We start from the raw sequence: 19,662 nt of genomic DNA on the forward strand, positions 1-19,662 counted from the left end.
CCGCGTGGTGCGGTCCGGCCCCTTCGGGGACTGGCGTGGCTCAGCCGATGAGCGAGCGCAGCACGTACTGCAGGATGCCGCCGTTGCGGTAGTAGTCCGCCTCACCGGGGGTGTCGATGCGGACGACCGCGTCGAACTCCTTGTCGCCCGCCTTGACCTTGACGGTCTTCGGGGTGCGGCCCTCGTTGAGCTCGGTCACGCCGGTGAAGGAGAAGGTCTCCTCGCCGGTCAGGCCGAGGGAGTCGGCGTTCTCGCCCTCCGGGAACTGTAGCGGCAGGACGCCCATGCCGATCAGGTTCGAGCGGTGGATGCGCTCGTAGGACTCGGCGATGACGGCCTTGACGCCGAGCAGCGCGGTGCCCTTGGCGGCCCAGTCACGGGACGAGCCGGAGCCGTACTCCTTGCCGGCCAGGACGACCAGCGGGGTGCCGGCGGCCTGGTAGTTCTGCGAGGCGTCGTAGATGAACGACACCGGCGCGTCGGCCTGGGTGAAGTCGCGGGTGTAGCCGCCCTCGGTGCCCGGCGCGATCTGGTTGCGCAGGCGGATGTTGGCGAAGGTGCCGCGGATCATCACCTCGTGGTTGCCACGACGGGAACCGTAGGAGTTGAAGTCGCGCTTCTCGACACCGTTGGCGGTCAGGTACTGCGCCGCCGGGGTGCCCGGCTTGATGTTGCCGGCCGGGGAGATGTGGTCGGTGGTGACCGAGTCGCCCAGCTTGGCCAGGACGCGGGCGTCGGCGATGTCGGTCACCGGGCTCGGGGTCTTGGCCATGCCCTCGAAGTACGGGGGCTTGCGGACGTAGGTGGACTCGGCGTCCCACTCGAAGGTGTTGCCGGTCGGCACCGGGAGCGACTGCCAGCGGTGGTCACCGGCGAAGACGTCCTGGTAGCCCTTGTCGAACATGGCCTCGTCGATGGAGCCGGCGACGGTGTCGGCGACCTCCTGCTCGGTCGGCCAGATGTCGGCGAGGAAGACGTCGTTGCCGTCGGCGTCCTGGCCCAGGGCGTCCTTGGCGATGTCGACGTTCATGTTGCCGGCGAGGGCGTAGGCGACCACCAGCGGCGGGGAGGCCAGGTAGTTCATCTTGACGTCGGGGTTGATCCGGCCCTCGAAGTTGCGGTTGCCGGAGAGCACCGAGACGACCGCGAGGTCGGACTCGTTGACGGCGGCCGAGACCTCCTCGGGCAGCGGGCCCGAGTTGCCGATGCAGGTGACGCAGCCGTAGCCGACCAGGTTGAAGCCCAGCTTCTCCATGTACGGGAGCAGGCCGGCCTTCTCGTAGTAGTCCATGACGACCTTGGAGCCGGGCGCCAGGGTGGTCTTGACCCAGGGCTTGACGCGCAGGCCCTTCTCCACGGCCTTCTTCGCGAGCAGGGCGGCACCCAGCATCACGGAGGGGTTGGAGGTGTTGGTGCAGGAGGTGATCGAGGCGATCACGACCGCGCCGTTGTCGATCTCGTAGGTCGAGCCGTCGGGGGCGGTGACGGCGGTCGGCTTCGAGGCCTCGGCGGAGTAGGTCGGCAGCGCCTCGGCGAACTTCTGGGCGGCCTCGGCGAGGACCACGCGGTCCTGCGGGCGCTTCGGGCCGGAGATCGACGGGACGACGGTGGAGACGTCCAGCTCCAGGTACTCGGAGTAGACCGGCTCGACCGACGGGTCGTGCCAGAGGCCCTGCTCCTTGGCGTACGCCTCGACCAGGGCGAGCTGCTGCTCGTCGCGGCCGGTCAGGCGCAGGTAGTTGATGGTCTCGGCGTCGATCGGGAAGATCGCACAGGTCGAGCCGAACTCCGGCGACATGTTGCCGATGGTGGCGCGGTTGGCCAGCGGGATGGCCCCGATGCCGTCGCCGTAGAACTCGACGAACTTGCCGACCACACCGTGCTTGCGCAGCATCTCGGTGATGGTGAGGACCAGGTCGGTGGCGGTGGTGCCGGCCGGGAGCTCGCCGGTCAGCTTGAAGCCGACGACGCGCGGGATCAGCATGGAGACCGGCTGGCCGAGCATGGCCGCCTCGGCCTCGATGCCGCCGACGCCCCAGCCCAGCACGCCCAGGCCGTTGACCATGGTGGTGTGCGAGTCGGTGCCGACGCAGGTGTCCGGGTAGGCCTGGCCGCCGCGGACCATGACGGTGCGGGCCAGGTGCTCGATGTTCACCTGGTGGACGATGCCGGTGCCCGGCGGGACGACCTTGAACTCGTCGAACGCGGTCTGGCCCCAGCGCAGGAACTGGTAGCGCTCCTTGTTGCGGCCGTACTCGATCTCGACGTTCTGGGTGAACGCGTCCTTGGTGCCGAACTTGTCGGCGATGACCGAGTGGTCGATGACCAGCTCGGCCGGGGCCAGCGGGTTGATCTTGGCCGGGTCGCCGCCCAGCTCCTTGACGGCCTCGCGCATGGTGGCGAGGTCGACGACGCACGGCACACCGGTGAAGTCCTGCATGATCACGCGGGCCGGCGTGAACTGGATCTCCTGGCTCGGCTGGGCGTCGGCGTCCCAGTTGCCGAGGGCGCGGATGTGGTCGGCGGTGATGTTCGCGCCGTCCTCCGTGCGGAGCAGGTTCTCCAGCAGCACCTTGAGGCTGTACGGCAGCCGCTCGGAACCCTCGACGGCGGAGAGCTTGAAGATCTCGTACGACTCGTCGCCCACCTGCAGCGGGCTGCGGGCGTCGAAGCTGTTCGCGGACACGACTGACTCCTTCTGGGTGCTTCGTGCGATATCCGGCCGCCACACGGTGGTAAGGTCAGCCTTACTTAGGCTCGCCTTGCCCGCATCGCCGGTGCGCGCCTCTCGGCAAGTATCTTGATGTCGAGATATATCGTAAGGGGCAGTTATCTCGATGTCGAGATAAACCATAGTGCATGCCGTGACTCACTCGTCGTCCGGGCCGCGCCGCTTGCGCTCCAGCCTGATCAGCCAGACCGCTCCCGCGACCAGCCCGGCCGCCATCAGCAACACCACCACAAGCTCACCACCGGAACCGCCGGTCGGCGAGGGGGCGACGTCCGCCAGCAGGATCGTCCTCATCTCTTCACCTCCGCTCCACGTCGGTCCACTTCCGGTCCACCCGCCGACCCCCCGGCCCCGCCCCGGGCCGCGCCCAGGCCGAGCACCAGCATCAGCAGCACCGGGAACTCCAGGTACGCGTGGTAACTCGCCAGCGCCGCGTACAACGAGCGGCCCCGGGCGTAGTCCACCGCGAACAACAACGCCAGCAGCGCGCCGGCCCCCGCCCCCAGCGCCCACGCCCGCCCGCCGCGCAGCGCCGGTACCCGGGCCTCGAAGCGCTCCGCCGCCTCCGGGGCGTACCGGGGGAGGAACCAGACCCAGACGACGTAGTGCATCGTCTGCAGGAAGGCGAACACCGCCAGGAAGCGCAGGCCCGCCGTCGGCGTCAACCACGCCGGCGGGGTGTAGGCCGCCGCCAGCCGGTCCGTCCAGCCGCCCGGACGCTGCACCAGCAGACCGTCCAGCAGGCCACTCAGCAGCAGGGCCGGCACCAACAGCACCCAGCCGGACTGCAGCACCAGGAACGCCGCCCGCCCGCGCCGCAGCCGACGCGACCACTCGGCCAGGAACAGCAGCGGCACCACGTTGTGCAGGTGCGCCAGCACCACGAAGTGGTACGCGGGAAAGGCCAGCGAAGCCGCGCCCGCCCCGGCCAGCAGCACCGCGCTCCCCGCCAGCAGCCGCGGCCGCCCGCGCAGCCCGTACCGGCAGGCCGCCGCCAGCAGGCCGTACGCGAGCAGGATCTCCGCCGCCTGGGACGCCCTGGAGGGCGGCAGCAGACGGCACAGCACGATGCCGGTCACCAGCGCCAGCAGCAGCCGCAACAGCGGACCGGCCAGCACGACGGCGAAACGGCCGGCCACGTAGCGCAGCTCCAGCACGTTGTGCAGCAGGCCGAACCCGGCCAGACCCAGCACCGCCAGACCGGTCGGCGCCCGCAGCGCCAGCGCCAGCGCCAGGACGGCCGACAGCACGAAGCCCGCGAACGGCGCGGCGCCGAGCCGGGCCGCCGGACCGGGCGCCGGCCACACCCGCGCGGCTGCCGGCACCGGTACGGGTGCGAGCTCGGTGGCCATGGTCCCCTCCCCGTGGCACGATCCCCGCCGTGCCCTACGCCCTCGCCCTGACCCTGACCCTGCTGGTCGAGGTCCCCGTCTACACCGTCGCGCTCACCCGGGCCGGCGGCGTGCGGCCGTCCCGGGCGGCCGGTGCCGCCGTCCTCGTCAACCTGGCGACGCACCCGCTGCTCTGGTGGACCCTGCGACCGTACGCCGCCGGGCCCGCCGCAGCGTACTGGACCGCCTTCGGGCTCGGCGAGGCCGCCGTCTGCCTCGCCGAGGGCGCCCTGCTCGCCCCGCTCACCGGGCTGTCGGCGCGCACCGCGCTCCCCTGGGCCGCCTCCGCCACCGCCAACGCCGCCTCGGTGCTCGCCGGGCTCCTGCTCGGACGCTGAGCCGCCGCCGGCGCCCCGCCGTCACCCGGTCCGGCTCCCGGGTACGGTGGCCCGTGACGTGACAGGCAGAGGGGGCCTCCGATGATCGTGGTGGACGCGTCCGCACTGGTGCTGGCGCTGGCCGACGAGGGCCCGCGCGGCGCCGCGGCCCGGGCCGAACTCGCCGCCGACGGCGACTGGGCGGCGCCCGAACACATCGTGGTCGAGGTGATGCAGTCGCTGCGCGGCCTCTACCTGGCCAAGGAGCTGACCGCCGACCGGGTCGCCGAACTCACCCGCGAACTGGCCGCCGTGGCGATCCGCAAGGTCGAGGTGGCGCCGCTGCTCGGACGGATCTGGGAACTCAAGGACAACCTGACCCCGGACGACGCCGCCTACGTCGCCGTCGCCGAGCGGTACGGGGCACCGCTGGTCACCGCCGACCTGCGGCTGATGCGGGCCAGCGGACCGCGCTGCGAGATCCGCGGGATCCGGCGCGAACCGGCCCCCTGAGCCCGGGTCGGCGCTCACCGGCGGCGGTGTCCTTCCCCGGCCGGCGCCGTTAGCAGGGTGACCGTCGCCCTGCCCGTGGAAGGCCCGACCGATGACCGCTCCGCTCGCCACCGCCCTGCTGCCGCTGGCCCTGCTCGCCCCCGCCGCCCCGCCGGTCTCCGTCGTCGAGGCCGCCTTCGACCCGGCCACCGCCTTCGTCCCACCGGCCGCCGTCAGCTACGCGCAGGACCTGGTGCCGTACGGCTCGCACGCCCGGGTCGTCACCGACCGCTCGGTGCCCGGGCAGACGGCGCTCACCCTGACGGTGTCCGGGCTCGCCCCCGACCACGAGTTCCCGGCGCACCTGCACACCGGCGGCTGCGGGGCCGACCCGGCGTCCTCCGGGCCGCACTACCAGGACACGGTCGACCCGGTGCAGCCGTCCACCGACCCGGCGTACGCCAACGAGCGCAACGAACTGCGCCTGGTGCTGCGCACCGACGGACACGGCGACGGCACCGCCACGACGGCAGTGGCCTGGCAGCCGCGGCCGGGCGGGGCGCGCTCGCTGGTGCTGCACGCCGGTACCCCGGCCGGACCGCACGGGGCGGGCGACCGGGTGGCCTGCGTCAAGCTGGAGCGCTGAGCCCCTGGGGCCTCCGGGGACCCGGGGTCCTGCGTGTCCTGCGTGTCCTGCGTGTCCTGCGTGTCCTGCGGATCGTCGGATCGTCGGCGGTCCCGTCAGGAGCCGAGGGTCGCGACCAGGACCGCCTTGATGGTGTGCAGGCGGTTCTCGGCCTGGTCGAAGACGATGGAGTGCGGCGACTCGAACAGCTCGTCGGTGCACTCCAGCTCGGTCATGCCGGTCGCCTCGTACATCTGCCGCCCGACCACCGTGCCGAGGTCGTGGAACGCGGGCAGGCAGTGCAGGAACTTCACGGCCGGGTTGCCGGTGGCCCGGACGGTCTCCATGGAGACCTGGTACGGCTTGAGCATCTCGATCCGCTCGGCCCAGACCTCCTTGGGCTCGCCCATCGAGACCCAGACGTCGGTGTAGAGGAAGTCCGCGCCGGCCACGCCCCCGGCGACATCCTCGGTCAGGGTGATCCGGGCACCGGTCGACTCGGCCAGGGCCCGCGCCGACTTCTGCACGTCCTCGGTCGGCCAGAGCGCGCGGGGGGCAACGATGCGGACGTCCATGCCGAGCAGCGCACCGGTCACCAGCAGCGAGTTGCCCATGTTGGACCGGGCGTCGCCGAGGTAGGCGAGCGCGACGTCGGTCAGCGGCTTGACGGTGTGCTCGGTGACGGTGAGGACGTCGGCCAGCATCTGGGTGGGGTGCCACTCGTCGGTGAGGCCGTTCCAGACCGGGACACCCGCGTGCGTCGCGAGCTCCTCGACGACCTCCTGGCCGTGGCCGCGGTACTCGATGCCGTCGAACATCCGGCCGAGCACCCGGGCGGTGTCCTTGATGGACTCCTTGTGTCCGATCTGCGAGGCCGACGGGTCCAGGTAGGTCGTGGTGGCCCCCTGGTCGTGGGCGGCGACCTCGAAGGCGCAGCGGGTGCGGGTGGAGGTCTTCTCGAAGATCAGCGCGATGTTCTTGCCGCGCAGCCGGGGCTGCTCGGTGCCCGCGTACTTCGCTGCCTTGAGCCCGGCGGCGAGGTCCACCAGGAAGCGGAACTCCTGGGGCGTGAAGTCGAGCTCCTTGAGGAAGTGCCTGTTCCGGAGGTTGAAGGCCATACCGGGCTCCTGGGGTGACGGGACGAGAGGGGAAGGTTAGCAAGCGTATACGATACTTGGAATTTCTATACAGAAGTGAGTCGAGTGAAGGGGAGCCCCGGACGGGACTCCCCCTCCACCGGCCGGCTCCGCAGGACACCGCCCGCCGCCAACGGGCGCGGGTCGACGCCACGGGCCGCGCGGGTCGGTGCTACAGGCCGCGCGGGTCGACGCTACAAGCGCGGGTCGACCGGCTCGGACTCCAGCGCCAGCACCGCGAACACCGGTTCGTGCACCCGCCACAGCGGCTCCCCCGCCGCCAGCCGGTCCAGCGCCTCCAGCCCCAGCGCGTACTCGCGCAACGCCAGCGAGCGCTTGTGGCCCAACGCGCGCTGCCGCAGCCGGTCCAGGTGCTCGGTGTAGTCCGGACCGTAGATGATCCGCAGGTACTCCCGGCCGCGCACCTTCACCCCGGGCTGCACCAGCCCGCCCGGACGGCCCTCGCCGCGCGAGGTCCGCACCAGCGAGGCCAGCGGCTTCACCACCATGCCCTCGCCGCCCGCCCCGGTCAGCTCCTCCCACCAGGCGGTGGCGGCGGCCGTCGAGGCCTCGTCCTCGGTGTCCAGCAGGACCCGGCCGGTGCGGTGCAGCACGGGCTCCTCCGCGTCGTCGGCGGCCACCAGGCGGTCGATCCGGGCCAGGTGCTCGTCGTGCGGGCGCACCGCCAGGTTCGCCCCCTCGGCGGCCAGCAGCTGGAACGGCGCCAGCCGGATGCCCGACAGGCCCTCGGTCGGCCAGCAGTAGCGCCGGTACGCCTCGGTGAACGCCCGCGCATCGGCGGAACGCTGCCGCTGGCGGGCGGTCAGCCCGGCCAGGTCCAGGCCGCGCCCGGCCGCCCGCTCCAGGGCGGACAGCACCTCCGGCAGAGCCGCACCCGCCGCCGCGCCGACCGCCGCGTACTGACGGCGCAGCAGCTCCACCGCCTTCAGCGACCACGGCATCAGCTCGGCGTCCACCAGCAGCCAGTCGCTGGCCAGCTCGTCGAAGAGGCCGGCGCGCTCGGCGGCCGCCCGCACCCGGTCGAGCACCGCGGCGGTCAGCCCGTCGTCGTTGAGGAACGCGCGGCCGGTGCGGGTCCAGATCGCGCCCGGACCCGCCACACCGAAGCGGCGCTCCAGCGCGGCACCGTCCCGGGCGACCAGCAGCACCGCGCGCGAACCCATGTGCTTCTCCTCGCACACCAGGTGCCGCACGCCGTCCGCGCGGTAGGCCAGGAAGGCCTCCTCCGGGTGCTCCAGGTAGCCGTCCCGGCGGGAGGTCGCACTCGGCGCCATGGTCGGCGGCAGGTAGGCGAGCAGCCGCGGGTCCAGCGCGAAGCGGCTCATCACCTCCAGTGCGGCCGCCGCGTTCTCCTCCCGGACGGCGACCCGCCCGTGCAGGCCGGTCTCGACGATCCGGCGCCCGGCGACGTCGGCGAGGTCCAGCGGACGGCCCTCGCGGGCGCCCGGCGCGTCCGTGATCATCGGACGCACCGGGGCGTACCACTCGCGCTCGGCCTCGACGCCCACCAGCTCGCGCTCCGGGTAGCGCAGCGCGGTCAGGCTGCCGCCGAAGACGCAGCCGGTGTCCAGGCAGATGGTGTTGTTGACGAAGCTCGCGTTCGGCACCGGGGTGTGGCCGTAGACCACCAGTGCCCGGCCGCGGTACTCCTCGGCCCACGGGTAGCGCACCGGCAGGCCGTACTCGTCGGTCTCACCGGTGGTCTCCCCGTACAGCGCGTGCGAGCGGACCCGGCCCGAGTTCCGGCCGTGGTACTTCTCCGGCAGACCGGCGTGGCAGACCACCAGCGCGCCGCCGTCCAGCAGGTAGTGGCTGACCAGGCCGCGCATGAAGGCGCGCACCTCGGCCCTGAACTCCTCGGACTCCCCCGCCAGCTGGTCCAGCGACTCCTGCAGGCCGTGCGAGACGGTGACCTTCTTGCCGTCCATCGCGCGGCCGAGCTTGTTCTCGTGGTTCCCGGGCACGCAGATCGCGTGGCCCGCCGCCACCATGCCCATCACCAGGCGCAGCACGCCCGGGGTGTCGGGGCCGCGGTCGACCAGGTCGCCGACGAAGACGGCGGTGCGGCCCGCCGGGTGCTCGGCGTCCACCGGACGGCCCTCGGCGTCCCGGGTGAGGGCGTAGCCGAGGCGGGTCAGCAGGGTCTCCAGCTCCGAGCGGCAGCCGTGGATGTCACCCACGATGTCGAACGGGCCGGTGAGGTGACGCAGGTCGTTGTAGCGCTTCTCCGTCTCGATCTCGGCCGACACCACCTCGGCCTCGCCGCGCAGGACGTGCACCTTGCGGAAGCCCTCGCGCTCCAGGCCGCGCAGGGAGCGGCGCAGCTCGCGGTTCTGCCGCGGGACGACGTGGGCGGGCAACTGGCGGTCCGGACGGGTGCGGTTGCGCTCGGCGCACACCCCCGGCGGGACGTCCAGGACGATCGCGATCGGCAGCACGTCGTGCTCGCGGGCGATCCTGACCAGCTGGCGGCGCGCCTCCGGCTGGACGTTGGTGGCGTCCACGACGGTCAGCCGCCCGGCTGCCAGTCGCTTGCCGACGATGTAGTGCAGGAGGTCGAAGGCCTCGGCGGAGGCGGACTGGTCGTTCTCGTCGTCGGCGACCAGACCGCGGCAGAAGTCGGAGGAGACGACCTGGGTCGGCAGGAAGTGGCGGCGGGCGAAGGTGGACTTGCCCGAGCCGCTGGTGCCGATCAGGACGACGAGGGAGACGTCGGTGACGGGAAGGCGGCGCGGGGCTGTGCTCTCGGTGCTCTCGTCGGCTGCGGCGTCGGTCATCGGGGTTCGCCTCCTTCGGGCGTCGTCGGGTCGGTGGCGGGGGTCGGGTCGGTGGCGGGGGTCGGGTCGGTGGCGGTCGGCTCGGGTTCGGTGACGGGCGGTTCGGTGGCGGTGGTCGGCTGGGCGACGGGCGCCGGCTCGGTGACAGTGGTGAACAGGGCGAGCTGGGTCGGTGCCCCGACCTCCTCGTCGTACGGGCCGACCGGGCGCAGCACCACCGTGTAACCGTAGGCCGCCGCGACCTTCCCGGCCCAGGCACGGAACTCCGCGCGGGACCACTCGAAGCGGTGGTCGGCGTGCCGGACGCTGCCCGCCGGCAGGGTCTCCCAGCGGACGTTGTACTCGGCGTTCGGCGTGGTGACCACGACGGCCTGCGGCCGGGCGGCCCCGAACACGGCGTACTCCAGGGCGGGCAGCCGCGGTAGGTCCAGGTGCTCGATCACCTCGCACAGCACCGCCGCGTCGTAGCCCTTCAACCGGGCGTCGGTGTACGTCAGCGCACCCTGCGCCAGCGTCACCCGGGCCGCCTGCCGCTCCGGCAGGCGCTCCAGGCGCAGTTTGCGGTTCGCCGCCCGCAGGGCCCGCACGGACACGTCCACGCCGAGGATCTCGGTGAACCGGGCGTCCTTCAGCAGGACGCCGATCAGCTCGCCCTGACCGCAGCCGAGGTCGGCGACGCGGGCGGCGCCGGTCTCGCGCAGGGCGTCGAGGATCGCGGTGCGGCGCTGCTCGGCCAGGGGCGGCACGCGGGGCAGCTCCGGCTCCGCGAGCGCACCGCCGTCCCCCTCGCTGCTCCCGCCGCCGTCCGGCTCGCCGGACTCCCGCCCGGGCACCTGCCCCGGCTCCTGCCCGAACTCCTCTGCGGGCCGGTCGTCGACCGCGTTGTCGATCTCCTCGACCTCGCGGTCGTCCGCCTCCGCCAACCGGGCCAGCTCCAGGCGTTCCATCGCGGCCCGGGTCAGCGACCAGCGCCGGGCGAGGTAGCGACGGGTGATCAGGCCGCGCTCCGGGTGGGCGGCCAGCCAGCCCTCGCCCGCGGCGAGCAGCTTGTCCACCTCGTCCGGGGCAACCCAGTAGTGCTTGGCGCCGTCCAGCACCGGCAGCAGCACGTACAGCTGCTGGAGCGCGTCGGCGAGCCGGACGGTGTCGGAGGCGAGCACGATCCGCACGTACCGGGAGTCGCCCCACTCCGGGAACGCCTCGTCCAGCGGGATCGTCGTCGCCTCGACCCCCCAGCCCAGCGGCTCGAACAGCCGGGCCACCATCGCCAGGCCGCCGCCCTCGCCCGCACCGTTCGCGGGCACGGCGGGCAGCTCGATCCGCAGCGGGCGGGCCCGCCCCGGCAGTTCGGGCCGGGCCGGGCAGGCGCCCTTCATCGCGGACCGGAACACCGTCCGCAGCGCCACCGCGAGCAGCGAGGACGCGGCGTACGGCCGGTCGTTGACGTACTGGGCGAGCGCGAAGTCGGGCGAGCCGCCGCGGCCCCTGCCGTCGCCCCGGCCCTTGCGGACCAGCGCGACCGGGTCGATGTCCAGCAGCAGCGCCGCCGTGCAGGCCTCGTCCCCCGCCTCGGGGTAGAAGACGTGGGCCTCGCCGTGCGACGTCGTGAACCGCTGGACCTTGCCGGGGTGCTTGTGCAGCAGGAACCCGAGATCCGTGGCCGGGTCCTCGGCGCTGCCGGTGGTGGAGATCGACATGAACACCCGCCGAAGTATTGCCCAGCGGCGGAGCCCTGAGCACCGGGTTTTCCCACCCCGCGCCCCGGTCGCCGGGACGTCCGCCGGGCGCGTCCGCACGGTGGGCGTGTTCGGCAGCGGGGCCCCGCATTGGTTAACGTGCACGATGTGACTGCTGAATCCACCTCGCTCGAATCCACCTCCTCGGCGAACGGCGCCGTGGCCACCGGCCTGGCCACCATCGCCGCCGACGGCACCGTTCTCGACACCTGGTTCCCCGCCCCCGTCCTGGCCGCCGAACCCGGCCCGGCCGGCACCGTCCGCCTGACCGCCGAGCAGGCCGAGGCCGAGCTCGGCACCGGCGCGGCCGAGGCGCTGCGCGCCGACGCGCGCCGCGGCGTCGAGGTGGTCGCCGTGCGCACCACCATCGCCTCGCTGGACGAGAAGCCGCTCGACACCCACGACGTGTACCTGCGCCTGCACCTGCTGAGCCACCGTCTGGTCAAGCCGCACGGCCAGAACCTGGACGGCATCTTCGGCCTGCTGGCCAACGTCGCGTGGACCAGCATCGGCCCTGTCCCGGTGGACAAGGTCGAGCAGGCCCGCCTCGCGGTGCGCGCCCAGGGCGGCCAGCTGGCCGTGTACGGCGTCGACAAGTTCCCGCGGATGACCGACTACGTCGCCCCGACCGGTGTGCGCATCGCCCACGCCGACCGCGTCCGGCTCGGCGCCCACCTGGCCGCCGGCACCACCGTGATGCACGAGGGCTTCGTCAACTTCAACGCCGGCACGCTGGGCACCTCCATGGTCGAGGGCCGGATCAGCGCGGGCGTCGTCGTCGGCGACCACAGCGACATCGGCGGCGGCGCCTCGATCATGGGCACCCTGTCCGGCGGCGGCAAGCAGGTCGTCTCGGTCGGCGAGCGCTGCCTGCTCGGCGCCAACGCGGGCATCGGCATCTCGCTCGGCAGCGACTGCGTGGTCGAGGCCGGCCTCTACGTCACCGCCGGCACCCGGGTCACCACCCCGGACGGCACGGTGGCCAAGGCCGTCGAGCTGTCCGGCCAGGACAACCTGCTGTTCCGCCGCAACTCGCAGACCGGCGCGGTCGAGGTCATCGCCCGCTCCGGCTCCTGGGGCGGTCTGAACGCGGACCTGCACGCCCACAACTGACCTGCGGGCAGCGACGGTCGGGGTCCGGCGCCGGGTGGCGCCGGGCCCCACTCGCGTGGCGCCTCCTCACACCTCCCGGGGCTTGCGGTGGCGTCCCGGTGCCTTCCTCGGCCGCTGCCCCCGGTGAGCCGGGCGCAGCAGGCCGTCACCCTCGATCCCGTGCAGGATCCGCTGTGCGGCGGCGTAGTCCTCGGCCACCGTCTCCGGCAGCCACTGGTAGCCGTCCCAGCGCAGGATGAGCCTCGGCTCGCCCGGCGCCACATGAGCACCGCACTGCTGCCCGTGCGCGAGCGGCACGGCCCTCAACTGCCCGACCGGCCGTAGCCGTTGCTCCCGCCTGTCCGCCCACGACGCCAGCGGTTCCTCCTCGTCCATCGCCCCAGTCTGGCCTCCGGGCGCCGTCGGCGGACACCCGCGTCACTCGACCGGGGGACGAGCGTTCCGGCCCTGCCATCGTGGCCTCCTGGCCGCTCCCGTGCCTCTCCCCATCCGGCCCCGCTTCCTCCCTTCCTTCCTCGTCACGAACTCCTGAGGACCACGAGCCGCTGGGTCGCCCGGGTCATCGCGACGTAGCGGTCGACGGCTCCCTCGACGCCCTCGCCGAACGCGTCCGGATCGACCAGGACGACCAGGTCGAACTCGAGGCCCTTCGACAGCTCCGGAGTCAGTGACCGGACCCGGGGCCGGGCCCGGAAGTCCGGTGCGCCGATCACGCAGGCGACCCCCTCGGCGTGCTCGGCGAGCCAGCCGTCCAGGACCGCGTCCAGCTCCGTCACGGACCCGTGTGCGACGGGGATGCCGCTGCTGCGGACGGAAGTCGGCACGTTGGCGTCCGGCAGCGCGGCCCGGATGGTGGGCTCGGCCTCCGCCATGACCTCCTCCGGCGTCCGGTAGTTGATGCTCAGCGAGGCCACCGCCGCCCGGTCGAGCCCGATCCGCTCCAGCCGCTCCTGCCAGGACTCCGTGAAGCCGTGCCTGGCCTGCGCGCGGTCCCCGACGATGGTGAAGCTCCGGGACGGGCAGCGCAGGAGCAGCATCTGCCACTCCGCGTCGGTCAGTTCCTGGGCCTCGTCCACGACGATGTGCGCGAACGGGCCGGCCAGCGGCTCGGGGTCGGCGACGGGCAGGGCGGTCTCGTCGACCAGGGTGTCCTGGAGGTCCCGTCCGCGCAGCATCGTCACCGCGCCCTCCCCGTCGTCATCGGCCTGGAGCAGGTCGCCGATGACATCGGCCATGCGGGCGCGTTCGGCGGCGACCGCGGCCTCGCGCCGGCGCTGCCGCCGGGCCGCCTCCGGGTCGCCGAGCCGCTGCCGGGCGGCGTCCAGGAGCGGCAGGTCGGACACCGTCCAGTCCTGCGGCGCGTCCCTTCGCTGCAGCTTGCGGACCTCCTCGGGGTCGAGCCCGGGCGCGCACATCCGCAGGTAGGCGGGCACCGACCAGAGATCGCCGACCAGGTCGGCGGCTTCGAGCAGCGGCCACGCGCGGTTGAGGGTCTCCACCAGTTCCCGGTCCTGCCGCAGCGAGCGGAGGAACAGCTCGGGCGACACCCCGTCCTCGTCCTCGTCCGCCTCCAGCTTCTCCAGCAGGATCGTGGCGAGCTCCTCCCAGATCTGCTCGCGCGCCTCGTTGTGCGGGGTGCCCGGGTCCGGTGCGGCGAACGCGTCGGACCAGTCCGAGGCGCTCAGCCAGAGGTCGGACCAGTGCGTGGTGACAGCCATCCCCTCGGTGGGCGGCTCCTCGTAGAACCGGACGGCCTTCTCGACCGCCTCCACCATGGCGACCGAGGATTTCAGCCGGGCCACCTCCGGATCGGCCTCGGCCCGCGCGCCTGCCCCTTCTGCGACGAGGTCCCGCACGGTGCAGGTCCGCACGCCCTCCTCGCCGAGGCTGGGCAGGACGTCGGCGACGTAGGCCAGATACGGCTGGTGCGGGCCGACGAACAGCACGCCGCCGCGCCGGTGGCCGAGCCGCGGATCGGAGTACAGCAGGTAGGCGGAGCGGTGCAGCGCGACGACGGTCTTGCCGGTGCCCGGGCCGCCGTCGACCACGAGGGCACCGCGGGACCCGGCCCGGATGATGGCGTCCTGGTCGGACTGGATGGTGGCCAGCACGTCCCGCATCCGGGCCGAGCGGTTGCCGCTCAGGCCGGCGATGAACGCGGACTGGTCGTCCAGTGCGGCGTGCCCCTCCAGGGCCTCGGCGGTGAACACCTCGTCCCAGTAGTCGCTGATCCGCCCGCCGGTCCAGCGGTACCTGCGGCGGCTCACCAGCCCCATCGGGTCGGCGTGGGTCGCCGCGAAGAACGGCTCGGCCGCCGGGGATCGCCAGTCGACCAGCAACCGGCGCCCCTCGCTGTCGGTGAGCCCGAGCCGCCCGATGTACACCGGCTCGGGGTCGTCGGCGGCGACGACGTGTCCGAGGCAGAGGTCCAGTCCGAAGCGGCGCAGGGCGCGCAGGCGGCCGGTCAGCCGGTGGACCTCGATGTCCCGGTCCATCGCCTCCCGGCCGAGGCCGCCCGGCGCCCGGCGCAGGGTGTCGAGACCGTCGGACAGCTCGGCGATCGACTGTTCGAGGCTCCCCGCGACGGCCTCGAAGTGCCGCTCGTCGGCGCCGATCAGCGCCGGGTCGGCCTTGGCGGCGAGGCGGTCGGGAAGGTCGAACGCGCTGGTGGTCAGGGGGGTCATGGCATCAGCTCCGATCTGAGGCCTGCGATTGTGCGCCACCGCGGGGGCCTTGCCGCAAGACCCCCCGTGCGCTATACGTTGAGAGTGGCAAGGGGTGGGTACTCCCCCTTCTCCGCTCTCTTCCGGATCTCCTTCCGTCGCCCGCACGGCGCCGTTCCGTGCCCTCCGGCGCCGTTGCGCCGTGTCGAAGTGCCCGCTCCGTTCGTCCTCGGCGCCTCCTGCTCCGGCGGCCCGGGCGGCGGGGTCGGCAGCCCCAGCCGGCGGTCCCCGGTCAGCAGCCCCAGTCGGCGGTCTCCAGTCAGCAGTCGGCCGTCCGCGCCTGGCCCAGCCCGCGCCGCAATGGCAACCCCGGCTCACCCGGGAGGCTTACGCCGCACCGGAGCCGGACCGCATCGGGTGGTGCCAGGTGACGGCCGCCGGGATGGTTCGTTGGGTGCCGAGGCGGGCGTGCACCCCGGTGGGCGGGCAGCCACCGCCACCGCCGCACGGGCCGAGCCACCGTCGGCCGCTTCACGCCGCACCACCGATCCGACGAGGTCCCGCCATGTCCGAACCATCCGCCACGCCACAACTCCGGAGCAGCCCCACGGGCTCGGGCAACGGTGCCTGAGCCGGGCCCGGCGCCTCCAGGCGCCTGCTGGAACAGATGCAGGAACTGCTCGCCTCGGTCACCGCGGATCTCGCCGCGTTGCAGTCCTCCGGCGCCCTGGACGCCGGCGCCACCGCCTACCCGACCGGCACGGACAGCTCCGGCGCCCCGGCCGCACCGGGCACCCGGTAGTGGTCCGCCCGCTCCCGACCCGTCGGCCCACCCTCACCCGGCGGCCCGGCGACGTCCGGCGGGCCGACGGCATCCGGCAGTCCGGCTTCGCCCGGCGGACGGCCGCCGCCCGACGCCCCTTCGCCGCCCGGTGGGTCGAGCCGGACGAGTAACGGCGAACCGCAGACCGCCCGTTCGGTCTCCGCGCCGCTCGAGGCCGGCGCCGTGCTCCCCTCTCCCCCGGCCCGGCCCGCCGCGGCCCACAGCCGCCCGGCCAGGTCCTTGCACTCCGACACCGCGTCGACGCCGTCGATGCACGTCCAGTAGAGGCTCTCAGTGTCGGCACCGCAGGCCAGCACCACGAGCGTCTCCCCGACCTCCTGCAACAACCCGTCCAGCGCCCCCAGAGCCGGCGCCAGCTCCCCGAGTCCGGTGAGGCGCGCGGCCCGGCCGCCGCCGACCAGGGCGGCCCGGGCGAGGGAGCGGTCCAGGCAGACCGCCGCGTGCGCCCCGGCCTCGGAGAGCTGCTGGCCCAGCCCGGTGAACTCCTCGTCCTCGGACTCCGCCAACCGGGCGCCCATCGCCTCGGTGAGCAGCGCGGCCTGCCGCGCCTCGGCCAGCACATCGGGTACGTGCCTGGCCTCGGCCAGGGCGTGCCGGGCCGTCCTGATCAGTCGCAGCGCCTCCATGGCCACCGCTCCTCTCGCTCGCTGTCGCCGTCGCTCCGGCCGCCGGGAGGGGCGGCCGGGTGGTCACGGCGACAGCGTGCGAGAAAGCGCGGGTACCCGCATCCGGCTTGTCAGGAGCTGTGGAAAACCCCGGGGTTGTGGATAACTTCCATCCCTCACAAGGGTTGGTCGTCCACGTCCGGGTTGACGTCGACCGACCCGTCCGGCACCGGGAAGCGGTGCTCGTTCCGCTCGATCTTGGCCGCGAGCGCCTCCAGCGGGTCCACCCCGACCGCTGTGCAGAACTGCAGCAGGTACGCCAGCACGTCGGCCACCTCGTCCCGCACCCGGTGCGCGCGCTCCGGCTCGGACATCACCTCGGCCGCTTGTTCGGGCGTCAGCCACTGGAAGATCTCCAGCAGCTCCCCGGCCTCCACGCTCAGCGCCGCCGCCAGGTTCTTCGGCGTGTGGAAGGGCTCCCACCGCCGGGCTGCCGCGAAGACCACCAGTCGCTGCTGCAGGGCCTCCAGGGTCGGCTCCCCCGGTCCCGTCACTCGTTCGCTCACCCCTCCAGGTCTACCCCATCGCCGCCCGCCGCGGGCCCGGCCCCCTCCGTCACCGACGCCTCCGCCCCCGGCCGTTCCCCCTCCGCGGTCCCGTCGGCGCCCTCCCCCCGCCCGCCCTGGGCCGGCACCCTGGCCGTCTCCGGCCGCAGCACCGTGAACCCCGAATCCGGGTCGCGCCGACACTCGACCACCACCACCCCAGCCGGCCTCGGGCCACCCGACGGCCCCTCGCCCGGCCGCTCACCGCCCGACGGCCCCGCTCCCGACGGCCCCTCACCCGGCCGCTCCCCGCCCGGCCACCCCTCGGCCGACCGCCCGTCGCCCGCGCCGCCCAGCACCTCCCGCACCGCCGCCGGCTCCTGCAGCGCCGCCACCACCCGCAGCTGGCTGCGCTCCGCCATCTCCCGGGCCAGCCGCAGCAGCGAGGCGGTCTGCTCGGTGGAGAGCCCGGCCCCCAGGTCCTCGGCCAGCACGATGAGCTGTCGGTGCGCCCACGGCACCTCGGCGGCCACGTCGAGGTCGAGCACCCCGGCCCCGGTCAGCAGCACCGCGGCGAAGGCGAGGTGACGCAGCATGCCGTCGGAGGCCTGGTCGGCCCCGGTGCGCCCGAGAACGCCCTCGTCGAAGACGGCCAGGACGCGCCGCGTGCCCGCGTCGCTCCCACGCTCGGCCACCGCGAGCCCGAGCAGCGGGTACGGCGCCGCGGACTGGACGACCCGCAGGAGCTGCCCGTACCGGCGCGGGCACTCGTTGCCCAGACGGGCGATGACGGCGGAGATGTTGGCGGCGTTGCCGCGCAGCCGGGCCTGCGGGTCGGCCGGGGCCCAGCCGCGCATCAGGGCGGGGACGGGGTGCAGCGGGAAGACCTCGCGCAGGGCGGTGAGCAGGTCCTCGGCGGCCGCCAGGACCAGGCACTCGCCGGCCGACGAGCCGGCGACCCGCAGCGGCAGCTGCGCGGTGATCATGGTGCCGCTGGGGAAGGGCGCCCGGATGTCGCCCTGCCGGGTGTCGTTGTGCCAGCAGACGTTGACCCGCCGGCTGCGGAGGTCCTGCTCGCCGGTGTCCACCAGGGTCCGGCCGTCAAGGGTGAGCGATTCCCGGGCGATCCGGACCGGGCCGTCGGTGCGGATCACCACGTCGAGCCGGATCCGGCCGTGCGGAGAGCGGACGGTGCAGCCGAGAATGATCGCGTCCCGGCCGTGCGGGACGCAGCCGTCGAGGCCGCCCCGGACGGGCTGGGCGAGCGGACCGGCGCGGTCGGGCAGCCCGTCCAGCGAGTCGGTGATCTCCTCGCCGAGCGCGAGCCGGGACAGCACCGCCAGCGCGTCGAGGGCGTTGGACTTGCCGACCCCGGCGGGCCCGTGCAGCACCGTGAGGGGCGCGAGCGGCAGGACCGCGCGCCGGTAGGACTTGAACGAGGTGAGCCGGAGCTCCTCGACGGTGGGGCGTGGCACGGGCGACCGGTCGGGCTCCGGGGCGCCCGGTCGGAGGGGGGCCGGCCCTGCGGGCCTGGTGGCGTCGCGGTTCACCCGTCGGACGTTAGCCTCCGACCGACCGGCAGAAACGTGCCTGCACGGCAGATTCATCCCAACGTGGCGCCCCACCCCGACCCGCTGACCGGCCCTCCACCGGCGCCCGGAGCACCCCCGAGTACCCCCGAACACCCGCGCGCACCCTGAAGTGCCCCGGGTCACCCCGCGCGATCAGCGCCGGTACGCGGCCAACGTCACCGAGGCGGTCACCTCGACCGGGTCCGGCAGCCTCGCGAGCGCGGCGCCGAGCCGCTCCGGGTCGGTGTGCCAGGCGCTGGGCCCCATGCCGACGACGGTCCGCACGTCCTGGGCACCGAGCCGCAGGGTGAACTCGACCTCCCGCCGCCCGGCCGGCGTCAGGTACGGCCCGAGCTTCTCGTCGATCCGCCGCTGCTTCTCCTCGTCCACCGACAGCAGCCCCAGCGCGTCCACCAGTTCGCGCAGGTGCCGGGCGGTGGGGGAGACCAGCAGCAGGGTGCCGCCGGGGCGCAGCACCCGGCGGATCTCGGGCCCGTTGCGCGGGGCGAAGACGTTGAGCATCAGCTCGGCGGAGGCGTCGCGCAGCGGCAGCGGACGCCAGGCGTCGCAGACGACGGCCCCGATCCGCGGGTGCGCCTTGGCGGCGCGCCGCAGCGCGTACTTGGAGATGTCCAGGGCGGCGCCGACCCGGTCGGGCAGGGCGTCGAGGACGTGGGCCAGGTAGTGCCCGGTGCCGGCGCCGAGGTCGGCGACCAGTCCGTCGGGCTCGTCGGCGGGCGCCTCGGCGGCGGCTTCGGCGGCGGCTTCGGCGAGGGCGTCCGCGATGGGCCGGTAGTGCCCGGCGGCGAGGAAGTCCGCGCGGGCCGCGACCATCTCGGCGGTGTCTCCGGTGCCGGTGTGGGCGTCGCCGGCGAGGAGGCTGACGTAGCCCTGCTTGGCGAGGTCGAAGCTGTGCCCGGCGGGGCAGCGCAGGCTGCGGTCGTGCCGGGTGAGGGCCTGCGCGCAGAGGGGGCAGGCCAGGTAGCGCTCGATGTCCTGCAGCAACGTTCCGTCTTCTCTCGCCGTACGCCCCGGCCGGTCGGGGCGCCTGTCAGCCTAACGACCCGCCCCGCCCGGCCGCGCCGACCGACCCGC

Annotated in this window: 16 protein-coding genes; 4 read left to right on the forward strand and 12 right to left on the reverse strand. The window is 73.8% G+C overall.

The window, feature by feature from the left end; genetic code table 11:
* Positions 1-40 precede the first annotated feature (40 nt).
* The 3 genes from acnA to AB0D10_RS38935 all read right to left on the reverse strand — a co-directional run bounded on the left by acnA (position 41) and on the right by AB0D10_RS38935 (position 4,083).
* The gene (acnA, locus tag AB0D10_RS38925) at positions 41-2,686 is read right to left on the reverse strand and encodes an aconitate hydratase AcnA (RefSeq protein WP_360265388.1); all 2,646 of its coding nucleotides are present in this window, start codon (positions 2,684-2,686) and stop codon (positions 41-43) included.
* Between the two features lie 183 nt (positions 2,687-2,869).
* Positions 2,870-3,025 (reverse strand): hypothetical protein, encoded by a 156-nt coding sequence (locus AB0D10_RS38930; RefSeq protein WP_360265391.1) that lies wholly within the window; start codon positions 3,023-3,025, stop codon positions 2,870-2,872.
* Positions 3,022-4,083: a hypothetical protein gene (locus tag AB0D10_RS38935; RefSeq protein WP_360265393.1), complete on the reverse strand. Its 1,062-nt coding sequence runs from the start codon at positions 4,081-4,083 to the stop codon at positions 3,022-3,024. The genes AB0D10_RS38930 and AB0D10_RS38935 overlap by 4 nt, the downstream gene beginning before the upstream one ends.
* A gap of 29 nt (positions 4,084-4,112) precedes the next feature.
* Between AB0D10_RS38935 and AB0D10_RS38940 the strand changes: the two genes are divergently transcribed.
* The 3 genes from AB0D10_RS38940 to AB0D10_RS38950 all read left to right on the forward strand — a co-directional run bounded on the left by AB0D10_RS38940 (position 4,113) and on the right by AB0D10_RS38950 (position 5,577).
* A complete protein-coding gene (locus AB0D10_RS38940; RefSeq protein ID WP_360265396.1) occupies positions 4,113-4,460 on the forward strand; it encodes a hypothetical protein in 348 nt (115 codons plus the stop codon).
* 81 nt (positions 4,461-4,541) lie between these two features.
* Complete coding sequence (locus AB0D10_RS38945) at positions 4,542-4,952, forward strand: type II toxin-antitoxin system VapC family toxin (RefSeq protein WP_360265399.1); 411 nt, start codon at positions 4,542-4,544, stop codon at positions 4,950-4,952.
* A 91-nt stretch (positions 4,953-5,043) separates the two neighbouring features.
* Positions 5,044-5,577 carry a superoxide dismutase family protein gene (locus tag AB0D10_RS38950; protein ID WP_360265401.1) on the forward strand — a complete coding sequence of 178 codons (534 nt, stop codon included), beginning with the start codon at positions 5,044-5,046 and terminating at the stop codon, positions 5,575-5,577.
* A gap of 95 nt (positions 5,578-5,672) precedes the next feature.
* Here the strand turns inward: AB0D10_RS38950 and argF are convergent, their stop codons facing one another.
* From argF to AB0D10_RS38965, 3 genes are all read right to left on the reverse strand, one after another.
* On the reverse strand, positions 5,673-6,674 hold the full coding sequence (gene argF / locus AB0D10_RS38955) for an ornithine carbamoyltransferase (RefSeq protein WP_360265404.1): 1,002 nt from the start codon (positions 6,672-6,674) through the stop codon (positions 5,673-5,675).
* 212 nt (positions 6,675-6,886) lie between these two features.
* Positions 6,887-9,490, reverse strand: coding sequence for a polynucleotide kinase-phosphatase (locus AB0D10_RS38960; protein ID WP_360265406.1), 2,604 nt, complete (start codon positions 9,488-9,490; stop codon positions 6,887-6,889).
* Complete coding sequence (locus AB0D10_RS38965; protein ID WP_360265408.1) at positions 9,487-11,193, reverse strand: 3' terminal RNA ribose 2'-O-methyltransferase Hen1; 1,707 nt, start codon at positions 11,191-11,193, stop codon at positions 9,487-9,489. The genes AB0D10_RS38960 and AB0D10_RS38965 overlap by 4 nt, the downstream gene beginning before the upstream one ends.
* A gap of 141 nt (positions 11,194-11,334) precedes the next feature.
* On the opposite strand from AB0D10_RS38965, the gene dapD reads away from it, so the two are divergent.
* Complete coding sequence (dapD, locus tag AB0D10_RS38970; protein WP_360265411.1) at positions 11,335-12,339, forward strand: 2,3,4,5-tetrahydropyridine-2,6-dicarboxylate N-succinyltransferase; 1,005 nt, start codon at positions 11,335-11,337, stop codon at positions 12,337-12,339.
* A 66-nt stretch (positions 12,340-12,405) separates the two neighbouring features.
* Here the strand turns inward: dapD and AB0D10_RS38975 are convergent, their stop codons facing one another.
* The 6 genes from AB0D10_RS38975 to AB0D10_RS39000 form a co-directional block, all read right to left on the reverse strand.
* Positions 12,406-12,714: a DUF6087 family protein gene (locus tag AB0D10_RS38975; protein ID WP_360265414.1), complete on the reverse strand. Its 309-nt coding sequence runs from the start codon at positions 12,712-12,714 to the stop codon at positions 12,406-12,408.
* A 143-nt stretch (positions 12,715-12,857) separates the two neighbouring features.
* Positions 12,858-15,023: an RNA polymerase recycling motor ATPase HelR gene (gene helR / locus AB0D10_RS38980; RefSeq protein WP_360265417.1), complete on the reverse strand. Its 2,166-nt coding sequence runs from the start codon at positions 15,021-15,023 to the stop codon at positions 12,858-12,860.
* Positions 15,024-15,749: 726 nt separating this feature from the next.
* Positions 15,750-16,472 carry a DUF6099 family protein gene (locus tag AB0D10_RS38985; protein WP_360265420.1) on the reverse strand — a complete coding sequence of 241 codons (723 nt, stop codon included), beginning with the start codon at positions 16,470-16,472 and terminating at the stop codon, positions 15,750-15,752.
* A gap of 155 nt (positions 16,473-16,627) precedes the next feature.
* On the reverse strand, positions 16,628-17,017 hold the full coding sequence (locus AB0D10_RS38990; protein ID WP_360265423.1) for a nucleotide pyrophosphohydrolase: 390 nt from the start codon (positions 17,015-17,017) through the stop codon (positions 16,628-16,630).
* Positions 17,014-18,471: an ATP-binding protein gene (locus AB0D10_RS38995; protein ID WP_360265426.1), complete on the reverse strand. Its 1,458-nt coding sequence runs from the start codon at positions 18,469-18,471 to the stop codon at positions 17,014-17,016. Before AB0D10_RS38995 ends, AB0D10_RS38990 begins: the two co-directional genes overlap by 4 nt.
* Positions 18,472-18,720: 249 nt before the next feature.
* Positions 18,721-19,572: a putative RNA methyltransferase gene (locus AB0D10_RS39000; protein WP_360265428.1), complete on the reverse strand. Its 852-nt coding sequence runs from the start codon at positions 19,570-19,572 to the stop codon at positions 18,721-18,723.
* Positions 19,573-19,662: the final 90 nt, after the last annotated feature.

The sequence above is a fragment of the Kitasatospora sp. NPDC048545 genome (assembly GCF_040651155.1).
In the GTDB taxonomy this organism is placed as follows: Bacteria; Actinomycetota; Actinomycetes; order Streptomycetales; family Streptomycetaceae; genus Kitasatospora.